This window comes from Aphanizomenon sp. UHCC 0183 (assembly GCF_009712065.1).
Classification (GTDB): Bacteria; Cyanobacteriota; Cyanobacteriia; order Cyanobacteriales; family Nostocaceae; genus Dolichospermum; species Dolichospermum heterosporum.
The window spans coordinates 10,446-31,810 of sequence record NZ_VILC01000040.1 but is presented as its reverse complement, the minus strand read 5'-3'; the positions used below and the strand labels follow the sequence as shown (position 1 = coordinate 31,810).

12 protein-coding genes and 1 pseudogene are annotated in these 21,365 nt (G+C 36.6%); 6 read left to right on the top strand and 7 right to left on the bottom strand.

The window, feature by feature from the left end; genetic code table 11:
* Nucleotides 1–2,439: a hypothetical protein gene (locus tag FJR37_RS15090; protein ID WP_168466393.1), complete on the bottom strand. Its 2,439-nt coding sequence runs from the start codon at nucleotides 2,437–2,439 to the stop codon at nucleotides 1–3.
* Nucleotides 2,440–2,486: 47 nt separating this feature from the next.
* Between FJR37_RS15090 and FJR37_RS15085 the strand changes: the two genes are divergently transcribed.
* The 3 genes from FJR37_RS15085 (at nucleotide 2,487) to FJR37_RS15075 (ending at nucleotide 5,231) form a co-directional block, all read left to right on the top strand.
* The gene (locus tag FJR37_RS15085) at nucleotides 2,487–3,431 is read left to right on the top strand and encodes a glycosyltransferase family 2 protein (protein WP_027402068.1); all 945 of its coding nucleotides are present in this window, start codon (nucleotides 2,487–2,489) and stop codon (nucleotides 3,429–3,431) included.
* A gap of 130 nt (nucleotides 3,432–3,561) precedes the next feature.
* Complete coding sequence (locus FJR37_RS15080) at nucleotides 3,562–3,936, top strand: EamA family transporter (protein WP_027402067.1); 375 nt, start codon at nucleotides 3,562–3,564, stop codon at nucleotides 3,934–3,936.
* Nucleotides 3,937–4,292: 356 nt separating this feature from the next.
* A complete protein-coding gene (locus FJR37_RS15075) occupies nucleotides 4,293–5,231 on the top strand; it encodes a polysaccharide deacetylase family protein (RefSeq protein ID WP_168466392.1) in 939 nt (312 codons plus the stop codon).
* 363 nt (nucleotides 5,232–5,594) lie between these two features.
* Here the strand turns inward: FJR37_RS15075 and FJR37_RS15070 are convergent, their stop codons facing one another.
* The 4 genes and pseudogenes from FJR37_RS15070 to FJR37_RS15055 all read right to left on the bottom strand — a co-directional run bounded on the left by FJR37_RS15070 (nucleotide 5,595) and on the right by FJR37_RS15055 (nucleotide 9,233).
* On the bottom strand, nucleotides 5,595–6,668 hold the full coding sequence (locus FJR37_RS15070; RefSeq protein ID WP_168466391.1) for a macro domain-containing protein: 1,074 nt from the start codon (nucleotides 6,666–6,668) through the stop codon (nucleotides 5,595–5,597).
* Nucleotides 6,669–6,879: 211 nt separating this feature from the next.
* Nucleotides 6,880–7,509 carry a DUF4433 domain-containing protein gene (locus FJR37_RS15065; RefSeq protein WP_168466390.1) on the bottom strand — a complete coding sequence of 210 codons (630 nt, stop codon included), beginning with the start codon at nucleotides 7,507–7,509 and terminating at the stop codon, nucleotides 6,880–6,882.
* Between the two features lie 192 nt (nucleotides 7,510–7,701).
* Nucleotides 7,702–7,920, bottom strand: coding sequence for a hypothetical protein (locus tag FJR37_RS15060; RefSeq protein ID WP_096670693.1), 219 nt, complete (start codon nucleotides 7,918–7,920; stop codon nucleotides 7,702–7,704).
* Nucleotides 7,921–8,238: 318 nt separating this feature from the next.
* Nucleotides 8,239–9,233, bottom strand: a pseudogene (locus FJR37_RS15055) (IS630 family transposase).
* Between the two features lie 136 nt (nucleotides 9,234–9,369).
* Here FJR37_RS15055 and FJR37_RS15050 point away from each other — a divergent pair.
* Nucleotides 9,370–9,570, top strand: a complete 201-nt coding sequence (locus FJR37_RS15050; RefSeq protein ID WP_168466387.1) for a hypothetical protein — start codon at nucleotides 9,370–9,372, stop codon at nucleotides 9,568–9,570.
* A gap of 103 nt (nucleotides 9,571–9,673) precedes the next feature.
* On the opposite strand, the gene FJR37_RS15045 is transcribed toward FJR37_RS15050, so the two are convergent.
* Nucleotides 9,674–12,754: a hypothetical protein gene (locus tag FJR37_RS15045; protein ID WP_168466389.1), complete on the bottom strand. Its 3,081-nt coding sequence runs from the start codon at nucleotides 12,752–12,754 to the stop codon at nucleotides 9,674–9,676.
* A gap of 259 nt (nucleotides 12,755–13,013) precedes the next feature.
* Here FJR37_RS15045 and FJR37_RS15040 point away from each other — a divergent pair, with 259 nt between their 5' ends.
* A complete protein-coding gene (locus tag FJR37_RS15040; protein WP_254434587.1) occupies nucleotides 13,014–13,331 on the top strand; it encodes a hypothetical protein in 318 nt (105 codons plus the stop codon).
* Between the two features lie 340 nt (nucleotides 13,332–13,671).
* On the opposite strand, the gene FJR37_RS15035 is transcribed toward FJR37_RS15040, so the two are convergent.
* The gene (locus tag FJR37_RS15035; RefSeq protein WP_168466388.1) at nucleotides 13,672–18,357 is read right to left on the bottom strand and encodes a glutamate synthase-related protein; all 4,686 of its coding nucleotides are present in this window, start codon (nucleotides 18,355–18,357) and stop codon (nucleotides 13,672–13,674) included.
* Nucleotides 18,358–19,492: 1,135 nt separating this feature from the next.
* Between FJR37_RS15035 and FJR37_RS15030 the strand changes: the two genes are divergently transcribed.
* Nucleotides 19,493–21,346, top strand: a complete 1,854-nt coding sequence (locus tag FJR37_RS15030; RefSeq protein WP_039204089.1) for a phosphodiester glycosidase family protein — start codon at nucleotides 19,493–19,495, stop codon at nucleotides 21,344–21,346.
* Nucleotides 21,347–21,365: the final 19 nt, after the last annotated feature.

Genomic DNA, 21,365 nt, shown 5'->3' with positions numbered 1-21,365 from the left:
TTATAAATGAATTAATGGGAGAAATTTCATGATATTTGTAACTGTTTTTAAAGTCTTTAATTCTGGTATATCTGGTTTTAATTTTTCTGCTATTATCAACTGCTTTTCGGCTTGTTTGGGTTGAAAGTCATACAAATAAACAAATGCTAAATAAAGCCAAGTATAGGGATTTTGACGATCATATTTAGTTAATTCTGTTAAATTCTGAATTAATTCCGGTGCTTTGCGCTGTAAAAGTTGTGATAAAACCAAAGTATAACGCCAATTCAGATTATTTGGTTCATTCTCTAGGTAATAATTAGCGGCAAATTCAATTTGCTTTAAATAATCTTGAGTAGGATCATATTGATTGAAATTATCTATTTGCACAAAGATATTATCTAATTTTCCCTGTTGTAAGTCTACTGCCAATTGTGACATTCGGGAAACTAAATCTAAAGGTGGTGTTTTTTCTAATTTTCCTGTATCTGTAACATTGACAATTACATTAGGAATATTTAAAGGTGTAATTTTGCCATTAATTTTATCTAAATATAGTGCGGATAGTTGATATTTTCCTAGCGGTAATTCCTGGGGAATAAATGTAGCGAGATTCTCAATTACTCGAAAATTTCCTTGAGGATGACATTTTATACCACAATATAAATTACCTAATGCGATCGCATGATCATGATACCAAGCTGATTGTCCATTTTGCCATTTCAACAGTAACAAACCATTTTGCAATTCATCCCATGAACCTGTAATTTCATAGGTAACTGAGTTATTTTGATTTGTAATTACTTCATTAGCAATTATTACTTTTTCTAAAGCAAGTGGCTTGTTATCAACATTTAATTTTTCAACAACTACATGAGGATTTTTGCGATGATATAATCGTAATTTATCACCATGAGGTAATACCCAATCATTCTGTAATTTTAACTCAGGATCAGATTCTACTAAAGATTTTAATTTGCGTTTGGTTTCTCCCTTTTCTCCTGGTTCATCTGGTTCATTATCTTTGGTGACATACCACGATAAATACTGTAAATCCTGATTTACCTGAGATAATTTCATAGTTAATTTTCTTCCATAAATGCGAAAATCAGCTAATGTCCCGAAATAATCTAAAGTAAATTCATTAACTTGGGGTGTAGAAACTGGAATTACTCCTAAAGTTGTTCTTAAATATGGAGTAGTTTGATTGATTTTCTCCATTAATTCCGCAAGGGGATATTTTTTACTCTCATCATTTGGTAAATGTTTTCCTCCCCATGCTTGAATTAGGGGTAAGGGGAATAAATTATTGAGTAAAATTATCCCACTTAATACAAAAGTTGCTAATCTTAATTTATTAAACCAGATATTGTCAATCAAGTTAAAGAAGTAAGCCAAAATTAAACTAATTACCGGAAAACAAGGCAGAATAAATCTAATATCTTTATTTGTCCCCAAGGAACAAATTATATAACTACTAATTAGAGAAATAAATAACCAAGTTAACGCGGATTTTGATAAATTATCTGGCAATACATTTTGAGTAACCCGACGTTTAAACAGATAAATTAAGAAAATACCAATACTTACAAATAATATCGGAAAACCAACTGTTTCAGGAATAGCTTGCGGATAATATAACCAACCAGCAATTGTTGTTGCAGATGGATCACCTTCTCCTATTCCCACATGATTAGCATTTAAGGCAGAAGTAATAATAGTTAACCAATTTACACTATACCAAAAACCAGCAATCAACCAAGCTAAAATTAAAGATAATCCTGTTTGAATTAGTTTAATAAATTTACGTTTGCTGATAAAAATAATTAATGTGCAGATACTAGGAATGAGAATAAAAATAAAACCTGTGGGTTTAGATAACATAATCAACCCTATTCCTGTTCCTAGCAAAAGAGTTAATATCCATGATAAAAACCCACTATAACTATCTTTCCAAATTGTTAAAACTGTGAAAGTAGCTATGACAATAGCCGTCAAACCATAATCTAATAAATAATCTGTGCGGATAATTCCCATAATGGGAAATAACAAGCAAAATATGCTGGCTGTGATGCCAATTTTTCGGTTTTGAAATAAATAATTCCCTAAATGATATACTGATAAAATAATTACCGCTGTATATACCAAATTGACTAAACTTGCTTGATCATGACCCTTACCAAACAATACTAAAAAGGGTACAGTACAAATATATACAAAAGGAGCGCGATAACTAGGGGTTAATTGCCATAGAGATAACCACCAATCACCGGATAAGATATTTAAGTTTTGAAAAATCCGATAATGATGTAATGCTCCCGTTAAATGTGCGCTTTGATCATAAGCTGGAATAGATTCATCTAAGAAAAACCATGTTCTATCTATAATTAATCCTATTAACCAAATTGTTAATAGTATGATATAGTCCTTATTGATTTTTAGATAAGAGGAATAATTCATTATATTTGGATTTTCAGGTAATTAAATTTTCAAGAAATCTTATCATGATCAATCAGCCCATCTACTCCCTAGTTATCCCCATTTATAACGAAGAAGAAAACATCATGGAGATGTATCGCCGTTTACATGATGTTATGGAACAGTTAGACGGTGATGTGGAATTAATTTTAATTGATGATGGTAGCCGCGATCGCTCTTTGAGTATGATGCGCGAATTACATCACCGTGATCATCGAGTCCATTACCTCAGTCTCGCCCGGAATTTTGGGCATCAAATCGCCGTTACCGCCGGTTTGAACTTTGTCCAAGGTAAATGTATCATTGTTATGGATGCCGATCTTCAAGATCCACCAGAATTAATTTTAACAATGATCGAAAAATGGCATCAAGAATACCAAGTAGTATACGCTCAACGCATATCCCGTCAAAAGGAAGGTTGGCTAAAACGCTTAACGGCATACCTTTTTTATCGTCTGCTTCGACGCTTGGCTAAAGTTGATATTCCTGTAGATACAGGCGATTTTTGCTTAATGGATAGACAAGTAGTAGATATCTTGAATTCTATGCCAGAACGCAACCGTTATGTTCGCGGGTTACGTGCTTGGGTAGGTTTTCGACAAACCTCTGTACTTTTTGAAAGAAACCCTCGGTTTGCGGGAGATGTAAAATATACTTTTGGTAAATCTTTATCCCTGGCAATTGATGGTATTATCTCTTTCTCTACAGTTCCCTTACGACTGGCAACCTACTTAGGTATTATCTCAGCTACGATTGCTATGATTATGATAGTATTAGTCCTTTATTGGCGAATCTTTGCCCCAGTCTCTCACTTAATTGGTTACACATTAATTACAATTTCCATGTTTTTCTTGGGTTCAGTCCAATTAGTTTGTATTGGTATTTTAGGTGAATATATTGGCAGAATATATGAAGAAGTGAAAGGTCGTCCTCTTTATACATTAAAAGAAAGTGGAGGCTTTACAAAAAACTAAAATATTGACTTAAAAAAAATAATACTATTCAATAGTTTTAAATCTCAAAAACGTAGGGGCGCAGGGTCTGCGCCCTCCATTCTATCTCATTCCACCAATCACCGTTATCAATAAAATTAAGGTAGTATCAGTGTCAATACCAGAATTTAGTTTACTGCTAATATCAGTTCTTATTAGTGTAGCAGGACAATTTTTTTTGAAAATGGGGGCAATTAAATTAGGTAAAGTTCATATAGGAAACATTATTAATCTCATTCTCAACATGATCACCATACCAGAAGTTTTATTAGGATTAACCTGTTATGGTATTGGTGCAGTAACCTATATATTACTCCTAACCAGAATCAATCTCAGCGTTGCTGCCCCTGCTGTATCCATTGGTTATATATTTTCTGTATTACTAGGTTACTTTGTTTTAAAAGAACCTATTTCTCTAACCCGTGTTTTTGGACTAGGTTTGATTGTCACTGGGGTGATATTAGTGATTTGGAAAAAATCAACTTAACAGAACAAATGTTAATTTTTCCTGCTAAATCCACTATTATGGAAAAGTTATCAATATATGATAAAAATATATCCACTCAAGGTTAGATTAGTAGCTAATGTAACTACTAAATCTCATTAATAAATGAGAAACTATCTTCAGTTAATTATCATCTAACTACTCATGGCATTGAGGAAAAAATTATTTTTTCTTTAATAGTGAATCATGAGTTCAATCAACAGAATATACATGAATACCAAGGACATCATACTTCAGAGTATGGTAAACTACCTCAATTTTTAGAAAAATGTGTTATAACCTACCGTCAGAGCTATCACTGCCATCAATGGTTGCTCGTCCCTTGAAGGAGTTACACTGTGGAAAATAATAAGTCTTTTTTTGGAACGCAGGGAATATTAATTGCAATACTTGGACTAACTGGCACTTTAAGTATTGCTTTGATGATTCTATTCAAAGCTAAAATCTCTGATGCTCAAAGTCAAGGTGTAATTGTTAAAAATAAAGATATTGCTGCTAATGTGAAAACTCAGCAGCGGTTAGAGGAATTTAAAACAGAAATGCTTACCACTTGGCAACAAGAAGCACAAGTCAAAGGGGTTTCCACTGATGTACCATCTAACTTTCAAGGGATTGTCATTAGCGAAGCTAAACTTCCCCCAGGAAACAAAGTTATTGCCCTAACGTTTGATGACGGACCTTGGCCTAGTAGCACCGCCAAAGTATTAGATATTCTCAAGAAAAATAATATTAAGGGAACATTTTTTGTTGTTGGACAAAATGTCAAAAACTATCCAGATTTAACAAAACGGGTAGTTACAGATGGTCATATTATTGCTAATCATACTTGGCATCATTGGTATCATCACATGAATGCACAGACAGCAGCTTACGAAGTTGCTAATACAACAGACATAATTTATAAGACTACTGGTATAAAAACCAGTCTGTTTCGTCCACCAGGAGGAAACATGAGGAATGGAGTAGCGGCTTATGCTAAAAGTAATAAATATGCTGTTATTATGTGGTCGTCTGATTCTATGGACTATTCACGTCCGGGTGTGCCAAGACTAATTAATAACATCTTTAGGGAAGCCAAGCCAGGGGGTATTGTGTTAATGCACGATGGTGGTGGCGATCGCTCTCACACTGTCAAAGCCTTACCAGAAATCATTAGCAGGTTTCGGAAACAGGGTTATGAGTTTGTTACTGTTCCCGAACTTTTAGAAATGCAAGATCAATATCCACATTTAGTTGCCCAAAAATCCCAGAAATCTCAAAAAGCGAAGAAACCATAAATAAAAATGTCTGAATCAGGATAACCAGGATTAAAGGATGAACAGGATGAATAAGCTGTTGGACATTTAAATTGTATATTGCTTACAACTAAAACTCTTGTGGAACAGGCATCCTGCCTGTTTTAATTATGCAAATTAAATGTTTCTCAGCTTATACCAATTCTGGATAAAGATGCACATAATCGTAATTAAATCCTGTAAATCCTTAAATCCTGGACATCCTGATTCAGACAAAAAAGATGAAAGGATGAACAGGATAAATACAGATAAAGTAGACATCTCCAAATACGCAACGAGTGGGGAATTATACTGATGATGAGGGCGATCGCCTATGGGATTTGAGGGGGCGATCGCCTTATATTTTTATTTTGCAGCCAACCAATTCTGCTGTCCTAATCGCTGCCAAGCTTTACGTATATGTTGTGGTTTAAAGATGGTGCGTTTGCGTTCATCTACGATGGGGCGCAGCCCATCGCTCCAGGAATAAACTAACTCTATGGTCTGTTCACTATCTTGGACTGGGTTGGTTTCTTGAGTCCCTACCCAATGAACTGTAGCCAATAATTCCATGCCATAAGGGGTTTCAAAGCCATTTATGAGGTTGCTAACTCGTTCTAACCGTTCCTGTGCTGATGGGTCATTGGCTAAAAAGGACTGTGCAGCTTCTCTACCTGCGGGTAAAACGTAAATCTCCGCGCTTTCTGCCTTGGCTGTTCCATCCCCATAACCGCGAATGTAATGCCCTTCTATGTGTTTTAAAACATGATTTAGGTTATGGGCATAAGGTCCATATTTGTGTTTTACATACTCAAGGCGTAGGGGTTCACCAGCTACTTGTAAAAAATAGGCGAGTTTTTGAATTTCTAGTTTGGTTAATTCATAACCAGGAATACCGTACAATTCCAGTAGGCGAATAAACAAGGCACGGGCGCGAGTCATATTTGGCTTTTTGCTGGCTACGGGCATTGTTTCCACAGCAGGTGCGCCACTGGGTTCAAAAATAATGACTTGGACATCTGGAAGTGCAGCAAAAGCTGATTCTATTAAGGGTTTAACCTCACTCCAGTCTAAGCCACCGTTACCGCACCCCAATGGAGGTATAGCAATGGAAGTAATGTTTAATTGCTGTACTTGGGCGACTAATGCTACCAGTCCAGTTTTGATATCTTCTAATTTAGATTTGCCCTTCCAGTGGCGTTTGGTGGGGAAGTTAATAATGTACAGGGGGTTAAATAAGTTACCTGTAGCGACGGTAAACATCTGCCCCGGTTGCACCTGTCCAGCACGACAGGCTTTTTCGTATTGGCGGAAATTTTCTGGATAGGCTTGTTTAAATTGCAAAGCAATGCCTTTGCCCATGACACCGACACAATTCACTGTGTTTACTAGGGCTTGTGCTGGTTCTGTTAATAAGTTGCCTTGCTTAATTTCAATCATTGTTTTTAAGGGATTAAATAATTTTCATCGCTGTTTATACTGTTATATTCTCTGTGGTAGTTGCTGGTTGATAATCAATTATTATCAATTAGTGTTATCTATCACTGGATAAACTAGAAACTGATTTTAAATATTATTTTACTACGTAATGGAATTTTTGAATAATATTAATAATGATTTGAAATATTATTTAGCTACTTGATTAATGATTTTAATAATACCAATTTTGATAAATATTTACTGGAATTTGGATATTAAAGACGGTAAGTATTAGTTGTACTTGTTCAGCAATAGTTTTATTGATTACACCTATTTCTTGTATTAAACTCCAAGGACAATTTTCATAAACTAAAAATTCTGCTTGTCTTCTCCACTTGCGGTTGGGGTCATCTGGAGTATTCGCCCAATATTTTGATTTCATTAATTCCCAATCTATGACAGATTGTAAATCAGACATATCATCATAAAATTCGCTATATGCCATGATAGCGTGTCCATCAGTAAAAGCAAATTTTAGTTTTAAAGAATTGATGGTATAAGCTTCTGAAACTAGATGGATAATTGGCTGTTGTCCACCGCTATAACTATCTACGTTTTGTTTATGAATGGCATAGAGCATGGGTGAACGCGGAGCAAAATAAAAGGGGACATAATCATGTAAATATCCCCCAGCACTACAGGGGACTTTTGTGGTGGCACGTCTATCTTGAATGTGTCCGTGTGCGATGTCAAGATAATTGGTTTGTTGTATCTTGAGTCTACTGTTTGCTATCAATCCCCCATTGGTGATTATGGAGGTTAAGTTATCAATATGGGTGATGTGATAAATCGGTGTAGACATCTAGTGCTTTTAAATTATACTCTTGGAGGTTTCAGGTACAAACAAACCTATTCTCTAGATTTTAAACTATTGTCTACAAAATAACTATGTCGCTATTTGAATGAAGGTAAGACCAGCAAACATCACTCCAGTAAAGTTAATAGTATTTGCTAGAATTGAAAACTAAGATTTGAAAATGTTAACTTAATTATTTCAAGAACCATATTGATAAATTAACCAATCTTTTCCATCTTCCACAAAATATACATAAAAAGGTTCAATCTGGTCAAATTCTAAGCGAATATTAGTTTTTACCTCTACAATTAATTTTTTATCTAGGTTTATATCTATAAAATCTTGAGTAGTAGAGGAAATAGATTTTAAGTATAGATATCCTTGAGATGAAAATAAACGAATTTTCCCTGTTATCACTTTATTTTCTAACTGTTTAATACTTAAATTGATAACGGTATCTGTTTTTTCTACTTGTACAAATGGATTGACAGAGTTATAAAATGAATTATCTATAACTATTTTATTTACATACTCTGAACCCGATCCTATCATGTTAATTAAAGCTTCTCTATCTTGAGTATTTCTACATATAATTTGGAAATCTATTCCCTTAGAGAAATAAAGCCCATTCTTGACTATAAATTCTTGTTGAGATGCAGTTTCGTAATCAGCTTCTCCAAAATATTTATATATATTATCAAAATCAAAATAATCTAAAAATTCTATACTAAGTACCTAAGCAAAATTAATTTTATATTCCTTTCCAAATTCTCGAATGATTTTTTCAACATAGTTCACTAAATTATGCCAACTAGAGTAAGCATCAATTTCTACCCATTCATACTTCATAAATCGCCAGAGAATTTCGATTAAGTTTAGTTGAGGAGAGTAGGATGGCAGCCAAAATATTTGTAAATTCTTCTGATTCCATTCATTGATTTTAGCCTGGATTTTCTTGCTTGTATGAAATGATGCCTTATAACCACGACAGTTTTTATTGAGAGGTTTTCTGCAAATTTATCTAGGCAAGATATAACAACTTCACTTGTGATTCTGCCTTCAAATATATAGGCATCTAATTCTTGGTTACGATTCATTAAACCCAGGATATTTAAACGTCGGCTACGGCTACTTTTGATGGGAATATTTTCTCCTTTTTCTTGCCATCCATAAGGTACATAAGGTGTTAAAAAAAACCCGCTTTCGTCTAAATATCTTAAATCAATTTCTCCACGTTTTTCTTGTTCTTTTAGTTTGGTAATCTCTAACTGTTTTTCCTTGTATTCCAAGGGATCTGGTTCTCCTGCTAATCCCCTTTTAAATCTTCTCCATGTCATTATTAAACTTCTCAATATCCTTTTTATTGTATCTTTACTAACTGTTATTCCCCATTCTTGATTAATTTGTGCCAATACTTTTTTTAAATCTTTGGGATAGAGTTTTACCCATGACTTTATTTTTTGCTTTTGTTCTTCATTAAAGGTTGGTTTTCTTCCTCTTCCTTTTTGATTATATAATCCTAATAACCTGTTATCTTCCCAATCGTTCATCCAGTTATATATAGTAACTCTAGTTACTTTAAAAATTTCTATTAATTTAGGAATTGTCACTCCTTTATAGCTTAATAAAATACAATGCGCTCTTTGTCTAACTTGAGAATGTACACTTTCTTTATATATTCTTTCTAGTAATTTGGCTGTATCAAAGTTTAAATCTCTAATAAATCGCATCTTTTTCTCTTTATTTCTATTAATAATTTATTTTATCAATTTATTATTAAAATGTATAATTAATTTTGCATGGGTACTTAAATCCTGTAAATCCTCAAATCCTGGACATCCTGATTCAGACAAAAAAGATGAAAGGATGAACAGGATAAATACAGATAAAGTAGACATCTCTAAATACGCAATGAGTGGGGATGTTATGACGTTTTATCAAAGAATTACGGGGTTGACTAATTCTGAAGGCTATTCCAGTGGGTATTATTTGGAGTTGATTGCTAAAAAACGGGATGAGTTACTTTCGGTTGTTGAACCTCAAGGTGATGGTAGTATGGGAAAGTAGTTGAGTTTGTTTTGAATAAGGGATTATACTAATGATAAGGGCGATCGCATAAGGTGATGGAAGGGGCGATCGCTTATAATTTTTGTATCTATATCTCTTACTCTTACTTATTTTTCCTTTCAATGTAACCAGAACATCTATCAGTACAAAAACCACAGTTATCTTTAGGACAAATGAGACGACCACAAACTGGGCAATTTTGCTCTCTACCAATTGCTAATGGACTAAATCCGCATTTCCCCATCCCATCTACCCATCCACCACAATAAGCCAAAATTGTTGTCATGATATATTCTGATTCTGTCCGTTTACCTTTCAGTAATCCTTGACCAGAGAATTTAAATATTTTGAATTCATCTAGTCTAGATGCTTGACGATTATCCCAAAGAATTTGTAATGTATCACAAAAATCTTTGATAATATTTAAAGGGTCGTATAATTTTAGTGGATTAATTTGCATTCCGCTTAGGTAGAGAACTTCTAAATATCTTTGAGGACTATAATCACCTCCACGGTAAGAAAGCATTGATAAAAAATGCCTCAATATAGACAGGAATAAATATGGCAAAGTAATTCGTTCTGTAGGAAGATTAATCAAGGAATTGATGAAATTGACTTGCCAGTGGGGTAAATTATTAACCCAACTTCGTGGCAATGGACGTTTTGCAGCTACAAATAAAGGTATAAAATTTTGAGTAACAAGTGATATATCTTCCCAACTAGGTATATCCTGATAATGTAAATTTTGTAATTCTGTTAAAATTTCGTACTGTTGATTATAAAAACGCTCATCATAATCAAATAGCCAAGGTGGTAAGTATTTATTAGTATCAGACCCTCTAGGCATATTTATGCTAATGAATCGGTCACTAAAGATTGTTTCTAGTTCACTCAGCTTTGCTTTATCAAAAGCACCTAATACTTGAGGATTGTTAACATGAAATCTAGGGTTTCCTCTTCCCTCCATATATTGTTTTTGAAGGTACGGTGATAAAACACCAACGATTTTCACATCATTACCACGAGATTCTTTTAATTGGGGAACACAAAATTCTGAGTAAGACTTGGAATTAACACTTTTTCTACTATTTTTCACATCAAGTAAATATTTGGAATCTAATCTAATATCCCCCAATGTCCAGGTTTGGCTTTGTTGAGTAACTTGATGAATTGAAATATCTTCTACTTGATAACCTAAAGCCTGATAAAAACGGATTACTAACTTCTCAGCACCACGCGCTGAAATCATCTGTGCTGCTTTAATCTCATTAGATTTTACACAAGCATCCCATTGCGTTATTAACAAGTTATCTGATTGATTGAACTGATATAATTCACGCCAATTATGAGTAATATATTCCTCGTAAGGATAATTGCTATCTTTAAAGCGAGAGATAATATCAAAAAAAGTTTTAAAACGCTGTTGAATAATTTCTTGTTTCTTTTCTGTTGGCGCAATATGCCAGAGGAAATTTTTATAAGCTAAATTATTTTGCAAATATTTAACTTGCTGCCAATATATATTACGTTCTCTTTCTTTTGCTTGTTCTACTCTTTCAATTAATTCATTTACTATCTCATTGAATAAGTCATCATCTACGCTATCAAGATACTGATTAATAAAGATACCGTAACTATTGTAATCGTATTCTGTAAGTTTTAAATAAGAGCGTAACTTAGAAGAAGCCAAGATAACTTTTGGTGCATTTTTAATAAGTTGATTAATCAATTCATCTTGCTCTTTTTGATTAAACTGGTTAAGATGTTCAAGAACCACATTTTCAGCAGCATCTTCTGCCATAGATAATGAGTATGTAACAATTATTGGAATTTTTCTTTCTGTTGGTGCAATATGCCAGAGGAAATTTTTATAAGCTAAGTTATCTTGTAGATATTGAACTTGCTGCCAATATATATTACGTTCTTTTTCTTCTGCTTGTTCTACTCTTTCAATTAGTTCATTTATTATCTCGTTGAATAATTCATCATCTACAATATGAAGGTACTTGTTAATAAAAATGTCGTAATTATTGTCTGTTCTTTGGAATTTGAAATAGTATTCTGTCAATTGTACTGTAAATTTTAAATAAGAACGTAACTTAGAAGAAGCCAAAATAACTTTTGGTGCATTTCTGATGAGTTCATTAATCAACTTATCTTGTTCTTGTTGATTAAACTGGTTAAGATGTTCAAGAACCACTTTCTCAGCAACATCTTTTGCTATAGATGATGTGTATTCAGCAATTATTGGAATTTTTCTTTCTGCTGGTGCAATATGCCAGAGGAAATTTTTATAAGCTAAGTTATCTTGTAGATATTGAACCTCTTGCCAATATATATTAAGTGCATTTTCTTCCGCTTGCTCTACTTTCTTAATTAGTTCATCTATCAATTCTTTTCTTAAATGTTCTTCTACTAGATTAATATGTCTATTTATGAATTCAATATAACTATTTGGACTAGAAGAATCAAATTTTAAGTACGAACGCAATGTCGCAGAAATAATTAGAAGATTTGGCAGTTTTTCGGCGATTTCCTTAATGATAAAATCTTGTTGATTTTCATCTAAATCTTTGAGCTTATTAATAACGAAAGTTTCGGCTATCTCCAATGGCAAAGATAATAAATATTCAAGAATAAATTTTTTAAACAGTGGAAATATATTACTATTAGCATACTTCTCAACTATTCTTTCATCATTATCAACTTCTCGTACATCATTAATTGTCCTTAATAAGAATGGTGCTAGTTTATATTTTATTTCTTCGTCCTCTCCGAATATTTCAGCCATTTCCATAGCTTCCCTATCCTTAGTTTCCTTAATACTGAAAGCAACAAGGCTTTCGCTTTCGTACTGAGTCCTTCTTCTGAAATAAATTTTACAATTATCGTTATAAGTAATCTGCCATTTACCCCAAAATTCAGACTTCTTAACAACACCAATAAAGGTTGGTACTTTCAGGTTGATTACTCGATTACGCCTTGCATCAATATCAAATTGAACGTATACGCCCCTTCCTTTATCACCCTCTATAATTTCTTGTATATCTAATGGAACATCATCTCGATCAACACGAATATCTCCTGTATTTTCTTCCCCCAAAGGAGCAATAAAACCAAAATTATTGACTTTATTTTTTTGATTATTAAACCCACCAAACCAAACAATTTTACCTAGCATCATTTTTCTTTTGTTCTTGCGTATTAGATTTTAATAATCTACAATTAATCCCAGTCTGATAAAAGATTACGATATTCTTGCTTAATAATACTATATTCTGTTATTCCGTTTTGAGTATTCCCGAAAATTAGGGTAAATTATCTTACTTTTTACAATTTAGACAAAAATGCCATTTCGTTGAATGACTGCTTTTCGATGCAGACAAAATTATATTAGATTTAGAGCTAACGCTCATGTACGATAATACAATTGCCGTACTACCATGCCAACATACTTATACTTTGGTGAAAACGAATTCTTTCTAACTCGCACCATCAAACAACTAAAAACCCACACTCTAGATCAACAATGGGCAAACTTTAACTACACAGAATACCCCCCAGAATCTAAAGAAACCATTCCTCAAGCATTATCCGATATCATGACACCACCAGTTGGGAGTGGAGAAAGATTAGTACATTTACCCAACAGCACATTACTGGGAATTTGTTCAAAAGAAATTTTGTTGCAGTTGGAGTCCATTCTCCCCAAAATTCCCTCAACAAATACCGTCCTTTTTACCAACACTAGGGCTTGCTGAAAAAGTTATCTGTGAAGGCTAGGTGACAGGTGACAGGTGACAGGTGACAGTTTCAAGAGTTGGATAAGCAAGATTTTTTCTTTAACCAGAAATTAAATGCCAGGTTTTTCAGTTGTCACCTCCTAAAACCTGACACTTTTTGAACTTCAAAATATCTAAAACCCTTTACCTGTAGAGTTTTCAGATTTATTTAGCAAGCCCTAGTTATTAATTAAATCCTGGAAATCCTCAAATCCTGGACATCCTGATTCAGACAAAAAAGGATTAAAGGATAAACAGGATAAAGTATTTAATTAAATCCTGTAAATCCTCAAATCCTGTACATCCTGATTCAGACAAATTACACAGAACTCAATTGTTTTTCTGCTACTTTGGCTTCTGGACTATCAGATTCAGAAGGTGGTACTAATTGCCAGAACTTAGGTAAGTATGATTCCCAATTAGCAATAATTTCCCCTGCCTTGGGTGAACCAGTTTTCCGGGCATGAGTTTGAATTAACTCATATAATTGTTTTGCACCTGCTTCACTGACAACCCGTTGCACTTTGACAATAGCATGATTAACTAAGTCCGGGAAATTACCGACTTCATCAAGGAAATACGCTAAACCGCCTGTCATACCCGCGCCCACGTTGCGGCCAGCTTTACCCAGAACCACAATTACACCACCAGTCATATACTCGCAGCAGTGATCACCAGCCCCTTCAATCACGGCTGTACCTTTAGAGTTACGCACCGCAAACCGTTCTCCAGCTAAACCATTGGCAAATAACACCCCACCAGTCGCCCCATAAAGGCAGGTATTCCCTACAATCACGTTTTCTGCTGGGTTATAGGTGGCATTGGCTGGGGGCTTAATAATAATTTCCCCACCGTTCATGCCCTTACCGACATAGTCGTTTGCTTCCCCTACTAAGTTGAGAATCACACCATCCAGGTTAAATGCGCCGAAGCTTTGCCCCACACTTCCTTGGAAATTCAGGTTTATTTGCCCTGTAAAGCCGTTGTCACCGTATTTATGAGCGATCGCCCCAGTTAACCTTGCGCCGACCGTTCTATCAGTATTTACGACGGTAACGGTTTTACTAACTTCACCCTGATTCTGAATCGCGGCTTGAATATCTGCATCAGCTAGTAACTGATCATCTAAAACTGGTCCATTGCTGTGAACTTTTTCATGCACCAACCAACTACGATTAACTTTTGCATCTGGCAGCTTAGTTAAACAATCCAAATTCAAAGCTTGGGTTTTATTCAGTCTAACTTCAGAACGCACCGTTAATAAATCAGCGCGACCAATTACTTCTGATAAAGAACGATATCCCAATTTAGCCAACAGACTCCGCACTTCTTCCGCGATGAAGTAGAAGAAATTAACAACGTGTTCGGGAATGCCAGTAAACCGTTTCCGCATTTCTTCTTTTTGAGAAGCTATCCCCACAGGACAATTATTAGTGTGGCAAATCCGCGCCATAATGCAGCCTTCCGCAATCATAGCTATAGAACCGAACCCAAACTCCTCCGCCCCCATTAACGCCCCAATTAGGACATCCCAGCCGCTTTTCAGACCACCATCTACCCGCAAGATGACGCGATCGCGCAAGCTATTTTCCATTAATACCCGATGTACTTCCGTTAACCCCAATTCCCAGGGACTACCAGCGTGTTTAATCGAAGAAAGGGGTGATGCACCTGTACCGCCATCATGTCCCGAAATTTGGATAATATCGGCGTTAGCTTTAGCCACACCCGCAGCAATTGTGCCAATCCCGATTTCTGCGACTAATTTCACCGAAACTTGGGCTTTAGGGTTAATTTGGTGCAAGTCAAAAATCAACTGGGCTAAGTCTTCAATGGAGTAGATATCATGGTGGGGTGGTGGTGAAATCAAAGTTACACCGGGTTTAGAACGGCGCAACATGGCAATATAGGGGCTTACCTTTGGTCCGGGTAGCTGTCCACCTTCTCCTGGTTTAGCACCTTGGGCAATTTTGATTTCTAGTTGTTGGGCTGTAGCTAAGTATTGGGGAGTAACGCCGAATCGTCCTGAGGCAATTTGTCTAATGGCACTTGCAGCCGTGTCACCATTTCTCAACCCATTGAGATGAGGCAGAGTAGGAGATTTACCAGCCGTATCCACATCACTTAAAATGTTGTAACGAACCGGATCTTCCCCACCTTCACCAGAATTAGATTTACCACCAATGCGATTCATAGCGATCGCTAAAGTTTCATGTGCTTCTCGTGATAACGCCCCTAAAGACATCCCACCAGTACAGAAACGTTTAACAATATCATTAACTGACTCTACCTGTTCTAAAGGAATCGGTGAGCGCTCGCTGTGGAAATCTAGCAAATCACGCAGCGCCGTCACCGGACGATTTTGCAGATGTTGTTTATAAACTTCATAATGGTCATATTGCTTGCCATTGACAGCCTTATGCAGCGACTTCGCTAGTTCTGGGCTATTCATGTGGTATTCACCACCGGGACGGTATTGGACAAAACCTAAGTTTTCCAACTTCTTCGCCGTCAATTCGGGGAAAGCCTTACTGTGGAAAGATAACACCTCTTGTGCTAATTCACTCACACTTAAACCACCAATGCGGGAAGTTGTTCCCCGGAAACCCAAAGCCAATAAATCACCACCAATCCCAATAGCTTCAAATATTTGCGCTGCTTGGTAACTGGAAAGTAGGGAAATACCCATCTTCGAGAGGATTTTCAGCAAACCCGATTCTATAGCTTTGCGATAATTTTCTGCGGCTTGGTTTAAAGTCAGAGTGGCAATTTTGCCCCTAGTCATAAACTGCTGAGTTTTGGGTTCATGCCACCAAGCAGTTACAGTATCTAAAGCCATATAGGGACAAACCGCCCCCGCACCATAACCCAACAAACAAGCAAAATGATGGGTACTCCAACATTGGGCTGTATCCACAATTAAGGATGTTTTCATCCGTAACCCTTCACGGATTAAGTGATGGTGAACCGCACCAATAGCTAATAAAGGAGGAATATAGGTATATTCTGCCGCAATCCCTGTACCTGTTCTGTCACTTAATATGAGAATCTTCGCACCAGCCCGCACCGATTCCGCAGCTTGTTTTTGCAAAGACTCCACAGCCGTTTTTAAACCATTTGGTCCTGTGGCTATGGGAAATAAAGTTGACAATTCAGCCGTTGCAAAACCTGACAACTTAATAGTTTCTAACTCTGTTTGAGTGAGTACAGGAGACTCCAACTTGAGTCTGCGGGCGTATTCCGGTTTAGGTTCTAATAAATTCCCCTTTTCACCCAATTCCACCGTCAGAGACATCACCAACTTTTCCCGTAAAGGGTCAATCGCTGGATTAGTAACTTGGGCAAACCGCTGTTTAAAATAGTCATACAGCAAATGGGATTTTTCTGACAATACCGCTAAAGGAATATCATCTCCCATACAGAAAGTTGCTTCTGCACCCGTACTAGCCATAGGGTGAATCACCATTTCCACATCTTCTATGGTGTAGCCAAAGGCAATTTGCTGTTGTAATAAGACTTGTGAATCAATTTTGTCAGTTGTCCGCTGTCCGTTGTTTGTTGACAAATGCCCATTACCGTTACCATTGCCATTAACTACAGACTTACCCTTCACTAACTTACTTAATTCTTGGCGGTATTGTTGCAACCATTCGCCATAAGGATGTTGTTTAGCAATACGCTGTTTAATCTCCCAGTTCTTGAGGATTTCTTGGGTGTTTAAATCCACCGCAATCATTTGTCCTGGACCGAGTCTACCTTTTTCGAGAATGTTTTCTTCTGGGAAATCTACAACTCCAGCTTCGGAGGCAACAACAATATAATCATCTTTGGTAATGACATAACGCGCAGGTCTTAAACCATTACGATCTAATGTCGCTCCAACTTTTTTGCCATCGCTAAATACTAACAGCGCAGGTCCATCCCATGCTTCTTGCAAACCGCTGTAATATTCATAAAAATCCACAATTTCGGGATATTCAGCCAAGGAAGGTTGATTTTTGTACGCTTCGGGAACCATCATCATTAACCCTTCTAAAGGGCTGCGTCCCGAACGCACCAACAACTCTAGTACATTATCTAAAGTAGCAGAATCACTATTATCAATGTTGACCATTGGTTTGAGTTCGTCAAACCGATCTTTCCAAATCGGATGACTAAGGGTGGCTTCCCGTGCCATCATCCAATTAATATTTCCCAATAGGGTGTTAATTTCTCCGTTATGACCTAATAACCGCATTGGTTGGGCTAAAGGCCATTTAGGCATCGTATTGGTACTAAAGCGGCGATGATATACTGCAAATGCCACTTTAAAAGCCGGATTTTTTAGATCTTCGTAAAAATCCCCCAAGACAGCGGAACGCACCATGCCTTTATAAACAATTGTCCGACTAGACAAGGAACAGACATAGAAATCTTCAGAAATTTTTCTACCCGCTTGCATAATGCGGCGACGGGCAATATACAATTCTCTTTCTAGTTCATCACCGCTCTTATCAGCACAAGAAATTATAACCTGTTCTATTTGGGGTTGATTTTCTTTTGCTTGCATCCCTAATACTTCTGGACGCACCGGAACTACTCGCCATCCCAGTATAGTTAATCTCTCCTCTGCTGCTATTTGTGCAAATGCAGCCTTAGCAGCTTTGGCGGCTGTTGCGTCTTGGGGAAAAAATATCATCCCCACAGCCATATTACTCAGCTTGGCAAAATCAATGCCATGATTCTTGTCTTGTGCCAATAATTCCCAAGGAATCGCTGTTAATATCCCCGCACCATCTCCAGAATCTTGGTCAGCACTACAACCCCCTCTATGTTCTAAGCAAGTTAAAGCAGTTAAGGCTTGATCCAAAATTTCATGACTGGCAATATTTTGACGATGGGTAATAAACCCGACTCCACAAGCATCCCTTTCTTCTACTAACCACTTTTGTCCTGGATATGTATCTGGAAAATTAGTATCTGACACTGTAATTTGCTGACCCTGATTCGATGGTTGATGATTCATACTCTATTCCTGAAATGTTGAGGTACAGATGTTGTTATTACTGCTAAAGGGAAATTTTCTCAGTTTTGGCACTGGATAAAAATACATAATTACCAAAGTTTAGAGATAACAATTTTAGCTTGACGTTTAACTAAAGCTGTGTTATCAATACCTATTTATTTTTTGTTTGTTTACAAGAATACTCGGTAATTTTAATCCCCGTCATCAATTCTTACTCAATTTCTATTTTCTCTTGTCATAATTTAGCATTTTATGGATAATATTACCTATACAGGAAGCAATACTACTCGGTTAAGCATGAAAAGTCATTATATGGTAGGTTGGGTTGAGGAACGAAACCCAACCTTATCAAGGATTTTGTTTGGTTTCGCTGTCGCTCAACCCAACCTACATTTCCTTAACCGACAAGTATTGATACAGGAAGGGTAATCAACCTGTCTAAAAACCCAATTGCTGCCTAAATCGCAGACACTATACCTTGACAATTAAACGGCGGTTGCTCTACTTGGTGAGACCCCACCTCTGGTTTAGAAACCGCAAGGAATCTAAATTAAGTGGTTTCGGTGAACTAAGAATCTCACTGACTTTAGCCGCTGAGAGTGTCAATGCACTATATAAACAAACTACCCTAATCCAGAAAGACCTGTAAATCCAACGGTTTTGAAGTTTGCAGTTTTTTTGCTCACGGCTTACACCATGCAAGCTATTCTTGTTCTTGGCTGATTACTGATAGCTCCCAAAAATTAGCCTATTTTCACTATATGCCCATTTGACAATTCCTAAAACATATCTATTTTTCCCTGTATTCTGGCTGTTTATTCATGACCAACCACAGGAACTTGAGATTTTAGATTCAAACCCCAAAACCTAAAATTTTAGAGATGAGGATAGGGTGTCCGAATTTCACCTTTAACCCCCAACAGTATCATAGCAGGCTCCAATTAATTTGTATTATTTAAGACAATTGCAGCTAGTATTTTTAGCATAGTAACTGCCTGCTACTCTGAATAAGAGACACAGACCCAAGATAAATAATATCACGAATATTTCTAAAAAAGGTAATTATTTTTTAAATTTTCTGATAAATTTTCGCTAGGCTGGGTTTTGATTGATAACTTTTAAAAATACCCAGTCAATGATCTTGAAAATCCTAAATTCTGTATTACCGCTACTGTCAACAGCGCTGTGTTTGACTGCTACTTATAGGGTATTTGCTCAAAATACTCCTAGTTTACCAAATCCCGTTCCCAGTGCCGTTAGTGCTGGTAATCAAATTATTCTCAATGGCCGGATTTTACCAGGAGCATGGTTACAACCAACAGCAACCACCATTAAAGGACAAACTTATCTAAGTGATGGTGCAGTTAAGCAATTAATAGGGATAGATTTACTCAATAGCAGTAATCCTGGCAAACAACCAGTACAGTGGTTTTCTGGCTTGACAAATCCCCCCATTCTCAATACCAATCTCAGCGAAGGATATCGCTATTTAGATATTACTCAATTAGCCCAAACAGCTAAATGGCAAATCCAAGCTAATGGTAGCACTTTAGTAATTTCTACTCCCCCTTCTCAACTGAAAAATATCCGTCTCGGTAAACAACCAAAAGGAGATAGAGTTGTCCTCGATTTAGATATAGCGACCCCTTGGCAAATTCGACAAGAATTACCAGTTAAAAAAGTAGTAGATCCTGATGAGATTATCCCTAAATCTACCACACCACCCAATCGAGAATGGACTCTCACCCTAGATGGTATTGCTGATCCGACTTTAATACAACGCTATAACTCTCAACCCATTACACCACCCATTCCCGCATCAATAGTTCAAAAAGTGGAAGTGGTTAATAATCAAACAATTGTCCGTCTTAGTATTCCCTTTGGTCAGTCTCTACAAGTTAAGACTATTCCCCAACCAAATCGCCTAGTTATTGATATTCAACCTGAAGGTTTGCTAGAAAAGAGTATTGCCTGGGCGCAGGGATTACAATGGCGACAGCAGTTTGTGAATTTAGGCACAGACCGCTTTCCTGTGGTTTGGTTGGATATTAACCCCCGTGCAGTGGGATTAAGTATTAAGCCTATGATTACTAATCCGCAAACATTAACTGGTACAGCCCCTTTAATCCAAACTGCTCAAAATTACTTAGCAGTAGCCGCAGTTAATGGTGGTTATTTTAACCGTAATAATAAATTACCTTTAGGCGCAATTCGGCGAGATAATCAGTGGATATCCGGTCCAATTCTTAACCGGGGAGCGATCGCTTGGAATAATAACGGACAATTTTACTTTGGTCGGCTCACCCTCACAGAAGCCTTAATTACTAACAATAATCAACGTCTACCCATTTCCTTACTTAATACTGGCTATGTCCAACGCGGTATCGCTCGTTATACTCCAGTCTGGGGAAATACTTATACACCTTTAGCTGATAATGAAACTATTGTAGTTGTCGAAAACAATCAAGTAAGCAATCAGTTAGCAGGAGGTAAAAGTGGTATAACTACCATTCCCATTCCCGAAAATGGTTATCTTCTCATCTTCCGCAATCAGACACCACAATTACCCATTGGAACAAAAGTTTCTCTTACCAGCACCACTACCACACCTGAATTTAGTCGCTACCCCCACATTATTGGTGCAGGTCCCCTATTAGTCCAAAATCGGCAAATAGTTCTAGATGGACCAGCAGAAACATTCAGCCCTGCTTTCATGACAAGTCAAGCAGTTCGCAGCAGTATTTGTACCACTTCCACAGGTAATCTTATGATTGCTGCTGTACATAGTCGGGCTGGTGGTGGTGGTCCAACTTTGGCAGAACAAGCAAAATTAATGCAAACAATGGGTTGTATTAATGCTTTAAATTTAGACGGTGGTAGTTCTACCAGTCTTTATTTAGGCGGTCAGTTACTTGACCGTTCTCCTAGTACAGCAGCCCGTGTTCACAATGGTATTGGGATTTTCATATCACCAAAAGTTCCTAAGTAGGTGAACCAAAATTCAGATA